This is a genomic window from Flavobacterium sp. DSR2-3-3, assembly GCF_049896585.1.
Classification (GTDB): Bacteria; Bacteroidota; Bacteroidia; order Flavobacteriales; family Flavobacteriaceae; genus Flavobacterium.
In genome coordinates this window covers 287,767-300,411 of the sequence record NZ_JAFCUP010000005.1, presented here as the reverse complement: position 1 = coordinate 300,411, position 12,645 = coordinate 287,767, and the positions used below count along the sequence as shown (strand labels likewise).

Sequence of the window (12,645 nt, the reverse complement as noted above, 5' to 3'; positions counted from 1 at the left end):
AATTTTAAATTAATAATTAAGTAGTACGTAATTGATAAATTATAATTAAACCTTCAAAATTTTAAAAGTTAAATTTAATAGTAAAATTACAATTTTTTTACCATTAAATTTAACTTTTACGGTTTGCCTAAAGTCTTTTCTGTTGATGTAGACTATTATAAAACTGGGCCAACCCTTCTTTCGCATGAAAATGCCCATAAAAACCCGCACCCTGATGTCGTAGATGTACAGTTTGCATTAGATCCACCAGCATACGAATCACAAGTCCAGTTACAATTACAAGCTCTTGTTACTGTTGTTTTATTTATTTCAGCGCCAATTTCGTTAGCTTTATAATCATAATTCATTGAATACAAATCTGTAATTATTTCTTTAGGGACTATTGTATTTCCTTTAAATTCACCTTCATATTTATAATCATTTAATTAGGTAAACATTTTGTAAAAGTCTTCAGCAGGAATACTTTTCGCTAAACTCACAGCTATTTCACTCATGATTTTAGGGTCAACTTGTTCTTTATTTAATTCTATAATTAATTTTTTAATAAGATTTTTACTTTCTGTAGGTAATTCTTGACTTAAAAGTTGGTTTAATTTCTCATTCCACAATTCAATTTTACCTTTTTTGTCTAATAAGTTGAAATCATTTTTAATAGAGGAATAATCTTTGTTTTTTAGAAACGACTCTCTTAAATTCGCATTAATAGTAGATTCCTGCGAATCACTTTCTTTGGTACATGCAAGGAAGATACCTGTGAATAATGTTAACACTAATAACATTAGTACGGAAATTTTGATTTTTTTCATAAAAATAGTAATTTTTGATTAAAAAATAATTTTTTTTGTAAGACAAATCTATAAGAAAATTGAATGAATCATTATGAGGTAATAGGGTATTGTTACCCTAAACTTACATATTGTAATTTACTTTCTTACATTTATGTACTAAAAAAGTTAAAAAATGAATATTTCTATAGGTAATAAACTCAAACAATTGCGTAAAAGCAAAAGTATGTCTCAGGAACAAGTAGCAGACTATTTACATCTATCCCAGTCCGCCTATGCCAGAATGGAAAGCGGAGAGAGTCACTCTTGGGCAAGTCACATTGATAAAATTTGCGAGGTTTTTGAGATAACTCCAGAGGAATTGGTTAGAAGTGAAAAAGTAATAATTGGAAATATTGGCACAAACAATGGAGTTGGTTATGCTGAGGTTGTTAATCAACTTTCTGAAAAGCTAATTGAACAATACGAAGAAAGTATAAAAGAATTAAAACAAGTCATTATTGATTTAAAGGATAGATAAAATAGATTTCCCTCTCATAACGGTATTGTAGTTTGAGAATGCAAACCGCAACTGAGCACCGCAACCTACTTACTTTTTCTTCAAACTACTATACCATTCCTTTAGTGAAGGATACATGTAACCCGCTATTTTTTGGATTGGATTGTAAAAAAGAGAATTGTCCAAAGTTTCTTTTTTGGCTAAAATATGATTGTAATTTATTTTTTCGAAAACTGCAAAGACGATACTAATAATCAAAATTGTTTTCAGCACTCTAAAAAAACCACCGCCCAATTTATTCAACCAACCTAAAAAAGCAAAATCTGCTATTCCAGTCATGAACTTCCCTATTATAGAGACAACAACAACCACAATCATAAAAGTAAGGACAAAAGCCACTATTTGGATTGTATTGGGATTCCATTTGACAAAGCCCACTAAAATATCCCTCATGTAGGAGGAAAATTTGACAGCAATATAAATTCCCGCCAAAAGCGAAACTAAAGAGGCTAGTTCAACAAAAAGTCCGTTTTGTAGTCCTTTATAAAAAGCAAAAGCAAGCAGTACACCCAAAATGATATCCAAAAATCCCATAATAATTCATTAGTAAATAGAAAGGCAAATATAAAAGAATTGTTCTTTACCATTGCCAATTTTCAAGTTCTTATCTTTGCCAAAATAATTTTAGGAGCTATAGTTTCATAACTCATAATTCATAATTCAAAAAAATGGCAAGAGACACACAACTTAAAGAACGCTGGGAACAGCTAGTTAATATACTTTCCAATCAATTTTCTCAAGGAGAGGACTTGGATTTAGACGCCATTATTTATTTAATTGGGGTGCAGGAACTTGGGAAAGTACATAAAGAATTTAAAAAAGACGAGAAATTAAACCTGATGCACATCGCGATTTGCCGTTTATTAGAGCCGTATGGTTTTTATGAATTCGAATTTTTTGATGAAGAAGGATGGCCTCATTACAAAGTTAAAGAGGAATTGCCACCACTTAAAGCAGGAGAACAATCGGTTTTGATGAAAGAAGCCATTGTGAATTATTTCCTGGAACGGGAAGTAATTTCGTAGTTTACAGTCTCAGTCTCCCTTTTCAGAACGAATCTAATGAAAACGGAGACTGAAAACTAAAAACTTTTTCTTAAATTTGCACTCTCAATTACGGAAGGAAAATGATAGATAAGATAAAAGAATATATTGGCGAAGCACAAGCCTTTTCAACGCAAAACACAGCAGAATTAGAAACGTTCCGCATCAAATTTTTAGGAAGTAAAGGACTTTTGAAAGCGCTTTTTGCCGAATTCAAAAATGTTCCAAACGATCAAAAAAAGGAATTCGGACAAGTAATTAACCTGCTTAAAACTTCTGCCGAAGAAAAAGTAAAATCAATACAAGAAGCTTTGGAAAGCAAAGAGGAAAGTAAAGGTTTTTACGGGGATTTGACCCGCTCAGCTGAACCAGTTAATATTGGCTCTCGTCACCCTATTTCATTGGTAAAAAACCAAATTATCGACATTTTTTCTACCATAGGTTTCAATGTTTCCGAAGGTCCGGAAATTGAGGACGATTGGCATAATTTCACCGCGTTAAACCTTCCGGAATACCATCCGGCACGTGACATGCAAGACACGTTTTTCATACAAACGAATCCTGATATTTTGCTACGTACGCACACTTCATCCGTGCAAGTGCGTTATATGGAAAATAACAAACCGCCGATTCGTACCATTTCTCCGGGAAGGGTTTTTCGTAATGAAGCTGTTTCGTCGCGTTCGCACTGTATTTTTCACCAAGTGGAAGGACTGTACATTGACAAGGATGTTTCTTTTGCCGACTTAAAGCAAACTCTTTTGTATTTTACCAAAGAGATGTTTGGAAAATCAAAAATCCGTTTGCGTCCGTCTTATTTTCCGTTTACCGAACCAAGTGCTGAAATCGATATTTATTGGGGTTTAAAAACTGAAACCGACTATAGAATTACCAAAGGAACCGGTTGGTTAGAAATTGGTGGTTGTGGAATGGTAGATCCTAACGTATTGAAAAACTGTAACATTAATCCTGAAGAATTTACTGGTTTTGCCTTTGGAATGGGAATCGAAAGAATCGCCATGTTGTTGTATCAAATTGGTGATATTCGAATGTTTTACGAAAATGACATTCGATTCTTAGAGCAATTCAAAGCAAGTATTTAGGCATTGTTAGATACAAAACAAGCTCATAACGATTTTTGGCTTTTCCGTTTTTAGGAGCTATTTCCAGCTATTCGTTACAATCTTTTTTAAGGCCAAAAGCCTAAAAAAGGATTTCCACTGCTATCTGGGCTAGGGATTTTAGGTTCATAGCATATATAGTTTGAATACGAAACAATAATTAATAATGAATGAAGAGTTGCTTCGTTCTGCCAAATGACATGAAAAAAGACATCATCATCCCCGAAGTAGAGAACGTATTTTTTGCGGCAGTCCAAGAATGGAGTGACGATTTTATGGAAAAAGTATGGTACGCTTATTTAGTCAATGACAGCGATTTCCTAATTGAAAGTGTCATGGTAGTTTCTAAAGCTTTTGGTACCATTGACGGTGAAATGAAAAAAACATCGCTTTTGCGTCACGCTTTTGCTGAAATTCCCGAGGTTTCTGTTGTGAAAGTTGAAATGATTGAAAAAAGTGTTTTGGCACTCAACAATGAGTTCATGCTCACGTTTTTCATGGATGGGAAATTACACGATAAAAAATTTGTTTTCAAAGCCAATTCCATCAATGAAACAGAGGTTGAAGAAGTACCTATTTTATTTGTTGACGGAGTTATCGTGAGATAGATCAGTAGTATTTTCTATTCTTATTTTTTTCTTCCAACTAAAATAACATACTACAAATATCCCGGCTAAAATGAAATAAAGTGTTCACAGTAGAGTTTTTTTGGACAAAAAGGCATCTTCAAAACACATTTCGAATACGTCAAAAACGGCTATGCAAGAGGACATAATCAATCCCCAAATCAACCCATTTTTAATCTGGAATCTCCATCTTTTATCCATAAAAATTATTTAGCGGCTTGTTGTTTAACTTTGGATTTCCAAGTGAAATACCCTAAAACAAATATTCCAAAAAGGATATAAGCAACTGCTCGAAAATAAAAATTAGCGGTAGCAGCCTGTTCCGAAAAAGGAATTTCTTTGATGTCAAACAAAACATTAAAAACCGTCATAAATACACCCCAAATCCCGCCAGTTTTAATCTGATATTTCCATCTTTCGCTCATGAAGTGATTCTATTTTGATTGTTTATCTCTAGTTGAATTAATCCAGTTTATCTGTTAATTTTTTGAATACGGTTTTAGCATCCTGACCTTCGTATAAAATACTGTAAACGGCATCTATAATTGGTGTTTTGGCACCATACGCCTGATTGAGTTTATACGCGCTTTTTGCGGCATAATATCCTTCGGCAACCATACTCATTTCCATCATTGCTGATTTTACGGTGTAGCCTTTACCAATCATATTCCCAAACATTCTGTTTCTGGAGAATACAGAATAACCGGTCACCAATAAATCGCCTAAATAAGCTGAATCATTGATGTTACGTTTCATTTTGTGGACTTTCTTGATGAATTTTTTCATCTCACGAATCCCATTACTCATCAAAACCGACTGGAAATTATCTCCATACCCTAAACCATGCGCCATACCTGCTGCAATAGCGTAAATGTTCTTTAGCATCGCTGCGTATTCTGTGCCTATAATATCGTCTGTAATTTTAGTTTTGATGTAATTTCCAGATAAATTTTTAGCTACGACTTTAGCTTTTATAGGATCGCCACACGCTATCGTAAGATAGGAAAGACGCTCCATGGCAACTTCTTCCGCGTGACAAGGACCGGTAATTACACCGATATTGTAATATGGAATGTCGTATTTGACATGGAAATGTTCGCCTACAATCAGGCTTGTTTCGGGAACAATCCCTTTAATCGCGGAGAAAATGATTTTATCTTTTAGAGAAACGGTTAGTTTTGCTAACTCACCATCCAAAAAAGCGGATGGAATGGCAAAAATAATATAATCTGCGTATGCTACAGCTTCGTTTATATCGCTGGTTAGTTTCAGTTTTTTGATGTCAAATTCAACCGAACTTAAATAATTTGGATTGTGCTTGTAGGTTTTAATGTGCTCTATAGCAGCTTCGTTACGCATGTACCATGAAATTTCGGTAAGATTCACACATAACATTTTTGCTATCGCTGTCGCCCAACTTCCACCGCCTATTACTGCGAATTTTATATTTTCAGCCATTGTTCTATTGAATTTAATCAAAAGTACTTAAAAAACCATTAATTAAGCAAATTAAATTATTCCAAGAAACACACTGTTTGTCGGGTATTATGATGTAATTGTCTTAATTTTTTAAATTTAAAATAATTATTTTTGATTTTGTATACAATATAAACGCGGGTGGTTCGTTGTAAATATGTATTGTTTAAAAAATTAACAAAAAACACGGATTGAATTAGTTAGTTATATTTTAGAATTTTAAAAGGCGTTCCCATAAATGAGAACGCCTTTTTTTTAAACAACGATAATCGGTATTTAGCTATTTGAATTAATAACTCATTTCAACAATAGATTTTACTTTTTCTAAAGTAATGTTTTGTTTTTCGCCCAGTCCTAACCAACCTCTTTCTTTAAAACGATCCACAATAAAATCTGCCGTTTTATCAAAGTCTTTGGTGTAATCTGATAATTTAGTTTCCATTCCCATAGTGTGGAAAAATTCAACTGTTTTGTTAATGGCTTCGTTTGCGATTTCATCCTCTGTTCCAGTCAAATTGAAAATACGTTTTCCATATTGTGCCAATTTTCCTTTTTTAGTTTCAAACATCACTCGGTATAAATTTGGACCCACAACCGCCAATGTTCTTGCGTGATCGATTCCGTACAAAGCTGTTAATTCATGTCCAATCATGTGAGTCGCCCAATCTGAAGGAACTCCTTTTTGGATCAATCCATTTAACGCCATTGTGCAACTCCACATAAAGTTAGAAGCTAAAGCATAATCTTTAGGATTCTCAACTACTTCTGGACCAACTTGGATTAAGGTTTGCAAAATACTTTCGGCGATTCTATCCTGAAGATAACCTTCATGCGGGTAGGTTAAATATTGTTCCAAAACATGAGTGTACGCATCAACAACTCCGTTTTCCAATTGTCTTTTTGGCAAAGATTCAATTACGGTTGGGTCGCAGATAGAGAATTTTGGAAACAACGCACTACCGCCAAAAGATAATTTTTCTTGGGTGGATTCAATAGTTATTACTCCGCCGGAATTCATTTCGCTTCCTGTAGCGGGTAGAGTTAGAATTGTTCCAAAAGGGACAATCGTAGTCAAATCAGTAGTCATTATTCTTTTTTGAAGAATATCTATTGGATTTCCATTAAAGTGAGCCGCAGCCGAAATAAACTTCACTCCGTCAATTACAGATCCTCCTCCTACAGCAAGAATAAAACTGATGTTTTGTTCTTTGATAATGGCAACTGCTTTCATCAAAGTTTCAAAATGCGGATTTGCTTCTATTCCGGCAAATTCCACAATATCAAAACCTTTTAGGTTCTCGATTACTTGATCATAAATTCCATTTTTGAAAATACTTCCACCACCATACGCGAGAAGGATTTTTGCTCCTTCTGGCACTAATGCGGAAAGTTTTTCAATTTGTCCTTTCCCAAAAATTAAATTGGTAGGATTGTATAATTCGAAATTTAACATACTTTTATTTTTTAATATTCAATTGATTTAATAATTTTTCAGCTACTAATTTAGACGAAGCTGGGTTCTGACCTGTAATCAATAAACCATCTTCTACGGCATAAGGTTGCCAGTCGCCGGATTTTGAATAAGTTGCTCCATTTGTTTGTAATGCGTCTTCCAATAAAAACGGAACTACATTTGTCAATCCAACCGCTTCCTCCTCTGTATTTGAAAATCCTGTTACTTTTTTGCCTTTTACTAAATATTCGCCATTTACTTTTACGTTTTTTAACGCTCCTGGTGAATGGCATACAAAAGCTACCGGTTTTTTATTGCTGTAAAAAGATTCAATCAAAGCAATTGAATTTTTGTCTTCGGCTAAATCCCATAACGGACCATGACCTCCAGGATAGAAAACCGCATCATAATCAGATTCTTTAACATCGGCTAATTTGTGCGTGTTTTTCAGTTTTGCCAATAATTCAGTATCAGCATCAAATCTTTTAGTATCTTCAGTTGCGGCTGATGGATCTTCACTTTTTGGATCAATTGGTGGTTGCCCTCCTAACGGTGTAGCAATATCAATATGGACACCTTTATCTAATAATTCATAATAAGGTGCAGCAAATTCTTCTGTCCAAAATCCTGTTTTTTCTCCCGTGTTACCCAATTTATCGTGACTGGTAACAACAAATAATACTTTTTTCATACCTTTTTTATTTTGTGCAGTTGCTGAAATACAACTAACGGTTAATACTAAAATGGCAAATAATGCAATCTTTTTCATTTCGGATTTCCTTTATGCAAATTTAAGGCGAATATGTTATTAGTAAAAATAATTTAAATTATGTTTGTGATAAATATATTTATATCATGGTTAATCTAGAATGGTACCGAACGTTTAAATCCGTGTATAAAAATGCAAATTTTTCTTTGGCTGCCAAAGAACTATTTATTAGTCAACCGGCTGTAAGTCAGCAAATATCAATGTTGGAGGCACATGTAGGTTATAAACTTTTTAATCGGAAGTCTAAAGGCGTGGAACCAACGGAATACGCTAAGTTACTCAATAATTTAATAATTGAAGCACTGGACCGACTGGAAAATGTCGAGAATGGTTTTCGTGCCAAAGCAATAAATGCCAATCGGTTAATTTCAATTGGAATCTCAAAGCATTTAATGAGTAGTTTGGGAAGTGCCTTGGTTTCAAGATTTGATTTTATTGATTTCAGCTTTCATGAAGACGATACGCTTTTTGAATTGGTCGATTCTAAAAAACTAGATTTTGCAATTGTAACCAAGCAATATGACACGTTTGACACAATTCAGAAAAAGGTTGGCGAAATCAAACAAGTAATTGTTGGTTCCAATAACATTGATGCTTCCGAATTAAAATCCAACATCAAAATAAAGGATTTCGCGGCCACTGAATATTGGTTGAACGACCAAAAATGGTTCAGTCACAATGCACAGATTCCGCATATCAAGTTGTTCTGGTTGCATGTTTTCAACAAAAAAAGACCTTCGATGATTCCCAATTATATCATTCCGTCCGAATATGAAATGCTGGAAATCATTTCGAAAAATACTGGAATAGGAGTAGTTTGGGATATAAACGCGAAAAGATTGTTAGCAGAAAATAAAATCCAACTGTTATGGAACAGCAAGCAAATGCCAAGTACGGAAGTATTTGTATTATCCGGTAAAAATGAAAATTTGACTACTATTTTTCGAAATATTCAAAACGAATTAAAAAGGGTTTTGGGGTAATAATGGTTCTTACAAAGGCTATTCTACCACGTAGAAACTAAGAATTTTGTTATAAATGCAAGAAAAGCGTAGCTTTTATATCGTTTGCATACCTATGTGTGAAAATTATGTTTTAAACTAATCTGCTTAGATGATTTTATTATGTGCCTATGGGTTTAATTTTTTTAGCTATTTTAGGATAATTATTTTATTGATTTACTTCTTGTAAAAATTATTATGATCAATATATTCCCAAACTTTTGCAGGCAGTAGCGGTTGCACATTTTTCCCTTTTTTGATATTATTCCTAATGAATGTCGACGATATTTCTACAACCGGAGCGTCAATCATGTGAATTTTCGTCCCGTATTTTTGGAAAATTTTTAAATCTAAATCTTCTGGATTGGTTGAAATTGCTTCGTCAGCAGAGCCTTGGGCTTCAAGCCTTGGATAAACATAAATTTCGTGATGCTCCAAAATTGCTTCGTAGTTTTTCCATTTAGGGAAAGACCTGAGATTGTCTTCTCCCATGATTAACGAGAACTTGTAATTGGGATATTTTTCTTCTAAATGAACTAAAGTATTGACAGTATAATTGGGTTGTGTCAATTTAAACTCAATATCCGAAGGTTTTATTTTTGGAAAATCCTCGGTGGCAAGATGCACCATTTGCAAACGATGGTAATCATCGAGCAACGTACTTTTTTTCTTCAAAGGATTGTGTGGGGTAACCACCATCCAGATTTGGTCTAAACCGGAGTGCTCCGCCATGTGATTGGCAATGATGAGATGCCCAACATGAATGGGATTAAACGTTCCGAAATACAGACCTATTTTCATTAATTTAATTTAAAAATTAAATAATTTAAAGGTTGGAAATTATTTTGCATTTTTCAATTCTATAATTTTTCAATCTTTTAATCCTTTATAAAATTCTTTACCAATTGATACGCTTCTTCCAAAGCAATATCTAAATCGTAGTTTTTTATAATCACATCAAATTGTGGCGCTGTTGCTAATTCTACAGAAGCTTTGGCGATACGCATATTGATTTTATCATCACTTTCGGTAGAACGTTCTTTTAGTCTTCTTTTTAGTTCATCCACGCTTGGTGGTTTCACGAAAACTGCTAAAGTTTCTTCAGGAAATTTATGCTTAATACGCAATCCGCCAGCTACATCAATATCAAAAATCACATTTTTGTCTTTGGCCCAAATACGGTTCACTTCGCTTTTTAAAGTTCCGTAGAAATTATCGCGGTACACTTCTTCCCATTCCAAGAAGTCTTCGTTTTTGATATGTTTTTTAAATTCTTCCGTAGACATGAAATAATAGTCTTTTCCATTTACTTCTTCGCCTCTTGGTTCGCGAGACGCTACCGAAATTGAAAATTCAAGATTCAAATCTTCTTTGCTTAATAAATGCCTGACTATGGTAGTTTTTCCAGATCCCGAAGGTGCCGAAAAAACGATTAATTTTCCTCCTGTGCTCATTTTATGCTGAATTTATTTCAGTATTTATTTATAGAACGTTTAATACTTGTTCCTTGATTTTTTCCAATTCGTCTTTCATCTGAACGACTAATTTTTGCATTTGTGCGTGATTGGATTTAGAACCCATAGTATTTATTTCACGTCCCATTTCTTGGGTGATGAAACCTAATTTCCTACCGTTGGCCTCCGTTCCGTTTATGGTTTCCAGGAAATAATCCAAATGATTTGTCAAACGTACTTTTTCTTCGGTAATGTCTAATTTCTCTAAATAATAAATCAATTCCTGCTCAAAACGATTTTCATCTACATTCACTTTAAGTTCTGCGATTGCAGTTTGCAGACGGTCTTTTATAGCCTGAACGCGTTCTGGATCTAGTGCCAATGCTTCCGTCATGTACTGACGAATATTGCCAATTCGCAACTGAAATTCTTTTTCTAAAGACATTCCTTCATCTCTTCTAAAATTCAAGATGTTTTGCAAGGCTTCTTCGACAACGGTTTGGATTTGTACCCAGTCGTTTTCATCGATTTCATCACGTTCTATTTTCATGGTATCTGGCATGCGAACCGCCATTTTCATTAGTTCCGTTTCATCAGCATCAGCATACACTTCTCTCAATTGGTTGATGTAGGCTTTTACAATCGGCACATTCACTTTTGTTGAGGTTTGTTCCGCGGTACTTTCGATAAAAATAGAAAAATCTACTTTTCCTCGTTCCAGCTTGAGTGCAATTTGGTTGCGTAAACCCAATTCCATTTCGCGGTACAGCGAAGGCATTCTCACATTCAAATCCAAACCTTTACTGTTTAAAGATTTTACTTCTACCGTGATTTTTTTGGTTGGTAATTGCAAAGTCGCTTTCCCAAAACCCGTCATTGATTGTATCATATAATTTTCTAAAAGAGGTCAAAGATAATAAAAAAGTGGCCAGTGGTCCGTTTTTAGTATTCGGTGACTCGGTATAAGTAAATGTTTAGTAATCAGATTTTATTTTTTGAGTTGATATAAATAACCTAACGAACATTGGAAAAGACAGGAACCTGCGATTTAGGAACTGAAAACTACTAGCTGATTATTGAACACTCTTCTTCTGCGTCACCAAATAAACGCCGACAAATATTAAAACTGCGGAGCCAATTTTCACCAAACTCAATTCGTCTTTGCCCAAGCTTATCGCAAAAATAGTTGCGAATAGCGGTTGTAAATAAATAAAAACAGCAACTGTGGTTGGTTTTAATTCTTTCATCGATAGCAAATTCAGCAGATACGTCAAAAAGGTCGAAAAAACAACCACAAATCCTATTTTCCAGCAAATATCCATTGGAACCAAGGCCCAATTCACAGTTTGAAATTGGCTCCAACCAAAAGGTAAAACCATAATAAATCCGAACAAATAAATCCATTTTACAAATGTAAAAGCATTGTATTTATCCATTAATTTCTTGACGATAATCAGGTAAAATCCATAAGAAATGGCGTTGACCAAAACCAAAAAATTTCCCAAACCTGCGTTTGTGGCGCTGCCAATGGATTTCCCGTACAAAATTAGAAATGCAGTTCCGATTAATCCAAGAATAATTCCAAAAACCATTCGTTTTTGCATGCGCTCCTTCATAATAATGGCCGAAAGCGTCAACACAATCATAGGTGTCGAAACCATAATTACGGCCGCACTTATGGGAGAAGTAAGGCTTAATCCTTTAAAAAAAGTAAGCATATTAAACGCCACGCCAAAGAAAGCCGCAGCAATAATTCGGGGGAAATCACTGAGAGCAATTTTCTCCTTTGGCATAAAAAGCCAAATCAGCCAAAATAATAGCACGGAACCACCTACTCGCAATAGGATAAAGCCATATGCATCAATGTACAAAGGCATGACATCTTTGGCGATGGTAAATGTAACGCCATAAATTATGGAAACAATTGTGGCGCCAATTATGGCAAGATTTCTTTTGGACATTATACCAACGCTTTCATTACCTGTAACATATTTTGTTGTGTATTGCCAATGTAAATTTTGTCTTTGATGATAAAAACGGGACGACTCAAAAACGTGTAATGTTCCAATATGTATTTTTTATAATCGTCTTCGGTCAACGATTTATTTTTTAAATCCATCGATTTGTACAACTGTGCTTTTTTGCTGAAAAGTGCTTCGTAACTTCCGGCAAGGTCCCGCATTTGCTCTAATTCGGCAATAGTAATCGGATCTTGTTTGATGTCGTGAAATTTAAAATCATGTTCTTTAGGTAGTGATTTTATGATTTTTCTGCAAGTGTCGCAAGAGGCGAGATAATATATTTTGTCCATGTAAAAAGCGATTTATTTGTGCAAAGAAAAATCATTTGACACGGAAA

The 12,645-nt window shown here is 34.4% G+C and carries 17 protein-coding genes; 5 read left to right on the top strand and 12 right to left on the bottom strand.

Going from position 1 to position 12,645, the window contains the following annotated elements; all coding sequences use genetic code 11:
• Positions 1–155 precede the first annotated feature (155 nt).
• Entirely contained in the window at positions 156–365 is a 210-nt protein-coding gene (locus tag ACP7AQ_RS09270) for a bacteriocin fulvocin C-related protein (protein WP_426095274.1), read from the bottom strand.
• 60 nt (positions 366–425) lie between these two features.
• Complete coding sequence (locus ACP7AQ_RS09265) at positions 426–806, bottom strand: hypothetical protein (RefSeq protein WP_426095258.1); 381 nt, start codon at positions 804–806, stop codon at positions 426–428.
• Between the two features lie 154 nt (positions 807–960).
• Here ACP7AQ_RS09265 and ACP7AQ_RS09260 point away from each other — a divergent pair, with 154 nt between their 5' ends.
• On the top strand, positions 961–1,305 hold the full coding sequence (locus tag ACP7AQ_RS09260) for a helix-turn-helix transcriptional regulator (RefSeq protein ID WP_426095257.1): 345 nt from the start codon (positions 961–963) through the stop codon (positions 1,303–1,305).
• Between the two features lie 69 nt (positions 1,306–1,374).
• Here ACP7AQ_RS09260 and ACP7AQ_RS09255 read toward each other — a convergent pair whose 3' ends face one another.
• Positions 1,375–1,878 (bottom strand): CvpA family protein, encoded by a 504-nt coding sequence (locus ACP7AQ_RS09255; RefSeq protein ID WP_426062361.1) that lies wholly within the window; start codon positions 1,876–1,878, stop codon positions 1,375–1,377.
• A gap of 134 nt (positions 1,879–2,012) precedes the next feature.
• Between ACP7AQ_RS09255 and ACP7AQ_RS09250 the strand changes: the two genes are divergently transcribed.
• The 3 genes from ACP7AQ_RS09250 (at position 2,013) to ACP7AQ_RS09240 (ending at position 4,116) form a co-directional block, all read left to right on the top strand.
• On the top strand, positions 2,013–2,369 hold the full coding sequence (locus ACP7AQ_RS09250) for a hypothetical protein (RefSeq protein WP_426062360.1): 357 nt from the start codon (positions 2,013–2,015) through the stop codon (positions 2,367–2,369).
• A 101-nt stretch (positions 2,370–2,470) separates the two neighbouring features.
• Positions 2,471–3,490 carry a phenylalanine--tRNA ligase subunit alpha gene (gene pheS, locus ACP7AQ_RS09245; protein ID WP_426095256.1) on the top strand — a complete coding sequence of 340 codons (1,020 nt, stop codon included), beginning with the start codon at positions 2,471–2,473 and terminating at the stop codon, positions 3,488–3,490.
• Between the two features lie 218 nt (positions 3,491–3,708).
• Complete coding sequence (locus ACP7AQ_RS09240; protein ID WP_426062738.1) at positions 3,709–4,116, top strand: hypothetical protein; 408 nt, start codon at positions 3,709–3,711, stop codon at positions 4,114–4,116.
• A 224-nt stretch (positions 4,117–4,340) separates the two neighbouring features.
• On the opposite strand, the gene ACP7AQ_RS09235 is transcribed toward ACP7AQ_RS09240, so the two are convergent.
• From ACP7AQ_RS09235 to ACP7AQ_RS09220, 4 genes are all read right to left on the bottom strand, one after another.
• A complete protein-coding gene (locus tag ACP7AQ_RS09235) occupies positions 4,341–4,559 on the bottom strand; it encodes a hypothetical protein (protein WP_426095255.1) in 219 nt (72 codons plus the stop codon).
• A 37-nt stretch (positions 4,560–4,596) separates the two neighbouring features.
• On the bottom strand, positions 4,597–5,592 hold the full coding sequence (locus tag ACP7AQ_RS09230) for an NAD(P)H-dependent glycerol-3-phosphate dehydrogenase (protein ID WP_426090663.1): 996 nt from the start codon (positions 5,590–5,592) through the stop codon (positions 4,597–4,599).
• A 307-nt stretch (positions 5,593–5,899) separates the two neighbouring features.
• Positions 5,900–7,063 (bottom strand): iron-containing alcohol dehydrogenase, encoded by a 1,164-nt coding sequence (locus tag ACP7AQ_RS09225; RefSeq protein WP_426095254.1) that lies wholly within the window; start codon positions 7,061–7,063, stop codon positions 5,900–5,902.
• A 4-nt stretch (positions 7,064–7,067) separates the two neighbouring features.
• Positions 7,068–7,832 (bottom strand): type 1 glutamine amidotransferase domain-containing protein, encoded by a 765-nt coding sequence (locus ACP7AQ_RS09220; protein ID WP_426095253.1) that lies wholly within the window; start codon positions 7,830–7,832, stop codon positions 7,068–7,070.
• An 86-nt stretch (positions 7,833–7,918) separates the two neighbouring features.
• Here ACP7AQ_RS09220 and ACP7AQ_RS09215 point away from each other — a divergent pair, with 86 nt between their 5' ends.
• Positions 7,919–8,815 (top strand): LysR family transcriptional regulator, encoded by an 897-nt coding sequence (locus tag ACP7AQ_RS09215; RefSeq protein WP_426095252.1) that lies wholly within the window; start codon positions 7,919–7,921, stop codon positions 8,813–8,815.
• A 195-nt stretch (positions 8,816–9,010) separates the two neighbouring features.
• Here ACP7AQ_RS09215 and nadD read toward each other — a convergent pair whose 3' ends face one another.
• The 5 genes from nadD to ACP7AQ_RS09190 form a co-directional block, all read right to left on the bottom strand.
• Entirely contained in the window at positions 9,011–9,634 is a 624-nt protein-coding gene (nadD, locus tag ACP7AQ_RS09210; protein ID WP_426095251.1) for a nicotinate (nicotinamide) nucleotide adenylyltransferase, read from the bottom strand.
• Between the two features lie 77 nt (positions 9,635–9,711).
• The gene (gmk, locus tag ACP7AQ_RS09205) at positions 9,712–10,287 is read right to left on the bottom strand and encodes a guanylate kinase (protein WP_426095250.1); all 576 of its coding nucleotides are present in this window, start codon (positions 10,285–10,287) and stop codon (positions 9,712–9,714) included.
• Positions 10,288–10,315: 28 nt separating this feature from the next.
• On the bottom strand, positions 10,316–11,176 hold the full coding sequence (locus tag ACP7AQ_RS09200) for a YicC/YloC family endoribonuclease (RefSeq protein WP_426095249.1): 861 nt from the start codon (positions 11,174–11,176) through the stop codon (positions 10,316–10,318).
• Positions 11,177–11,360: 184 nt separating this feature from the next.
• The gene (locus ACP7AQ_RS09195; RefSeq protein WP_426095248.1) at positions 11,361–12,248 is read right to left on the bottom strand and encodes a DMT family transporter; all 888 of its coding nucleotides are present in this window, start codon (positions 12,246–12,248) and stop codon (positions 11,361–11,363) included.
• Positions 12,248–12,598: an arsenate reductase family protein gene (locus tag ACP7AQ_RS09190; protein WP_426062348.1), complete on the bottom strand. Its 351-nt coding sequence runs from the start codon at positions 12,596–12,598 to the stop codon at positions 12,248–12,250. Before ACP7AQ_RS09190 ends, ACP7AQ_RS09195 begins: the two co-directional genes overlap by 1 nt.
• Positions 12,599–12,645 lie beyond the last annotated feature (47 nt).

What these genes read in the sequence shown, in the direction of transcription:
- ACP7AQ_RS09265 (WP_426095258.1), bottom strand. Translation starts at nt 806, where the DNA reads ATGAAAAAAATCAAAATTTCCGTACTAATGTTATTAGTGTTAACATTA.
- ACP7AQ_RS09260 (WP_426095257.1), top strand. Translation starts at nt 961, where the DNA reads ATGAATATTTCTATAGGTAATAAACTCAAACAATTGCGTAAAAGCAAA.
- ACP7AQ_RS09255 (WP_426062361.1), bottom strand. Translation starts at nt 1,878, where the DNA reads ATGGGATTTTTGGATATCATTTTGGGTGTACTGCTTGCTTTTGCTTTT.
- ACP7AQ_RS09250 (WP_426062360.1), top strand. Translation starts at nt 2,013, where the DNA reads ATGGCAAGAGACACACAACTTAAAGAACGCTGGGAACAGCTAGTTAAT.
- pheS (WP_426095256.1), top strand. Translation starts at nt 2,471, where the DNA reads ATGATAGATAAGATAAAAGAATATATTGGCGAAGCACAAGCCTTTTCA.
- ACP7AQ_RS09240 (WP_426062738.1), top strand. Translation starts at nt 3,709, where the DNA reads ATGAAAAAAGACATCATCATCCCCGAAGTAGAGAACGTATTTTTTGCG.
- ACP7AQ_RS09235 (WP_426095255.1), bottom strand. Translation starts at nt 4,559, where the DNA reads ATGAGCGAAAGATGGAAATATCAGATTAAAACTGGCGGGATTTGGGGT.
- ACP7AQ_RS09230 (WP_426090663.1), bottom strand. Translation starts at nt 5,592, where the DNA reads ATGGCTGAAAATATAAAATTCGCAGTAATAGGCGGTGGAAGTTGGGCG.
- ACP7AQ_RS09225 (WP_426095254.1), bottom strand. Translation starts at nt 7,063, where the DNA reads ATGTTAAATTTCGAATTATACAATCCTACCAATTTAATTTTTGGGAAA.
- ACP7AQ_RS09220 (WP_426095253.1), bottom strand. Translation starts at nt 7,832, where the DNA reads ATGAAAAAGATTGCATTATTTGCCATTTTAGTATTAACCGTTAGTTGT.
- ACP7AQ_RS09215 (WP_426095252.1), top strand. Translation starts at nt 7,919, where the DNA reads ATGGTTAATCTAGAATGGTACCGAACGTTTAAATCCGTGTATAAAAAT.
- nadD (WP_426095251.1), bottom strand. Translation starts at nt 9,634, where the DNA reads ATGAAAATAGGTCTGTATTTCGGAACGTTTAATCCCATTCATGTTGGG.
- gmk (WP_426095250.1), bottom strand. Translation starts at nt 10,287, where the DNA reads ATGAGCACAGGAGGAAAATTAATCGTTTTTTCGGCACCTTCGGGATCT.
- ACP7AQ_RS09200 (WP_426095249.1), bottom strand. Translation starts at nt 11,176, where the DNA reads ATGATACAATCAATGACGGGTTTTGGGAAAGCGACTTTGCAATTACCA.
- ACP7AQ_RS09195 (WP_426095248.1), bottom strand. Translation starts at nt 12,248, where the DNA reads ATGTCCAAAAGAAATCTTGCCATAATTGGCGCCACAATTGTTTCCATA.
- ACP7AQ_RS09190 (WP_426062348.1), bottom strand. Translation starts at nt 12,598, where the DNA reads ATGGACAAAATATATTATCTCGCCTCTTGCGACACTTGCAGAAAAATC.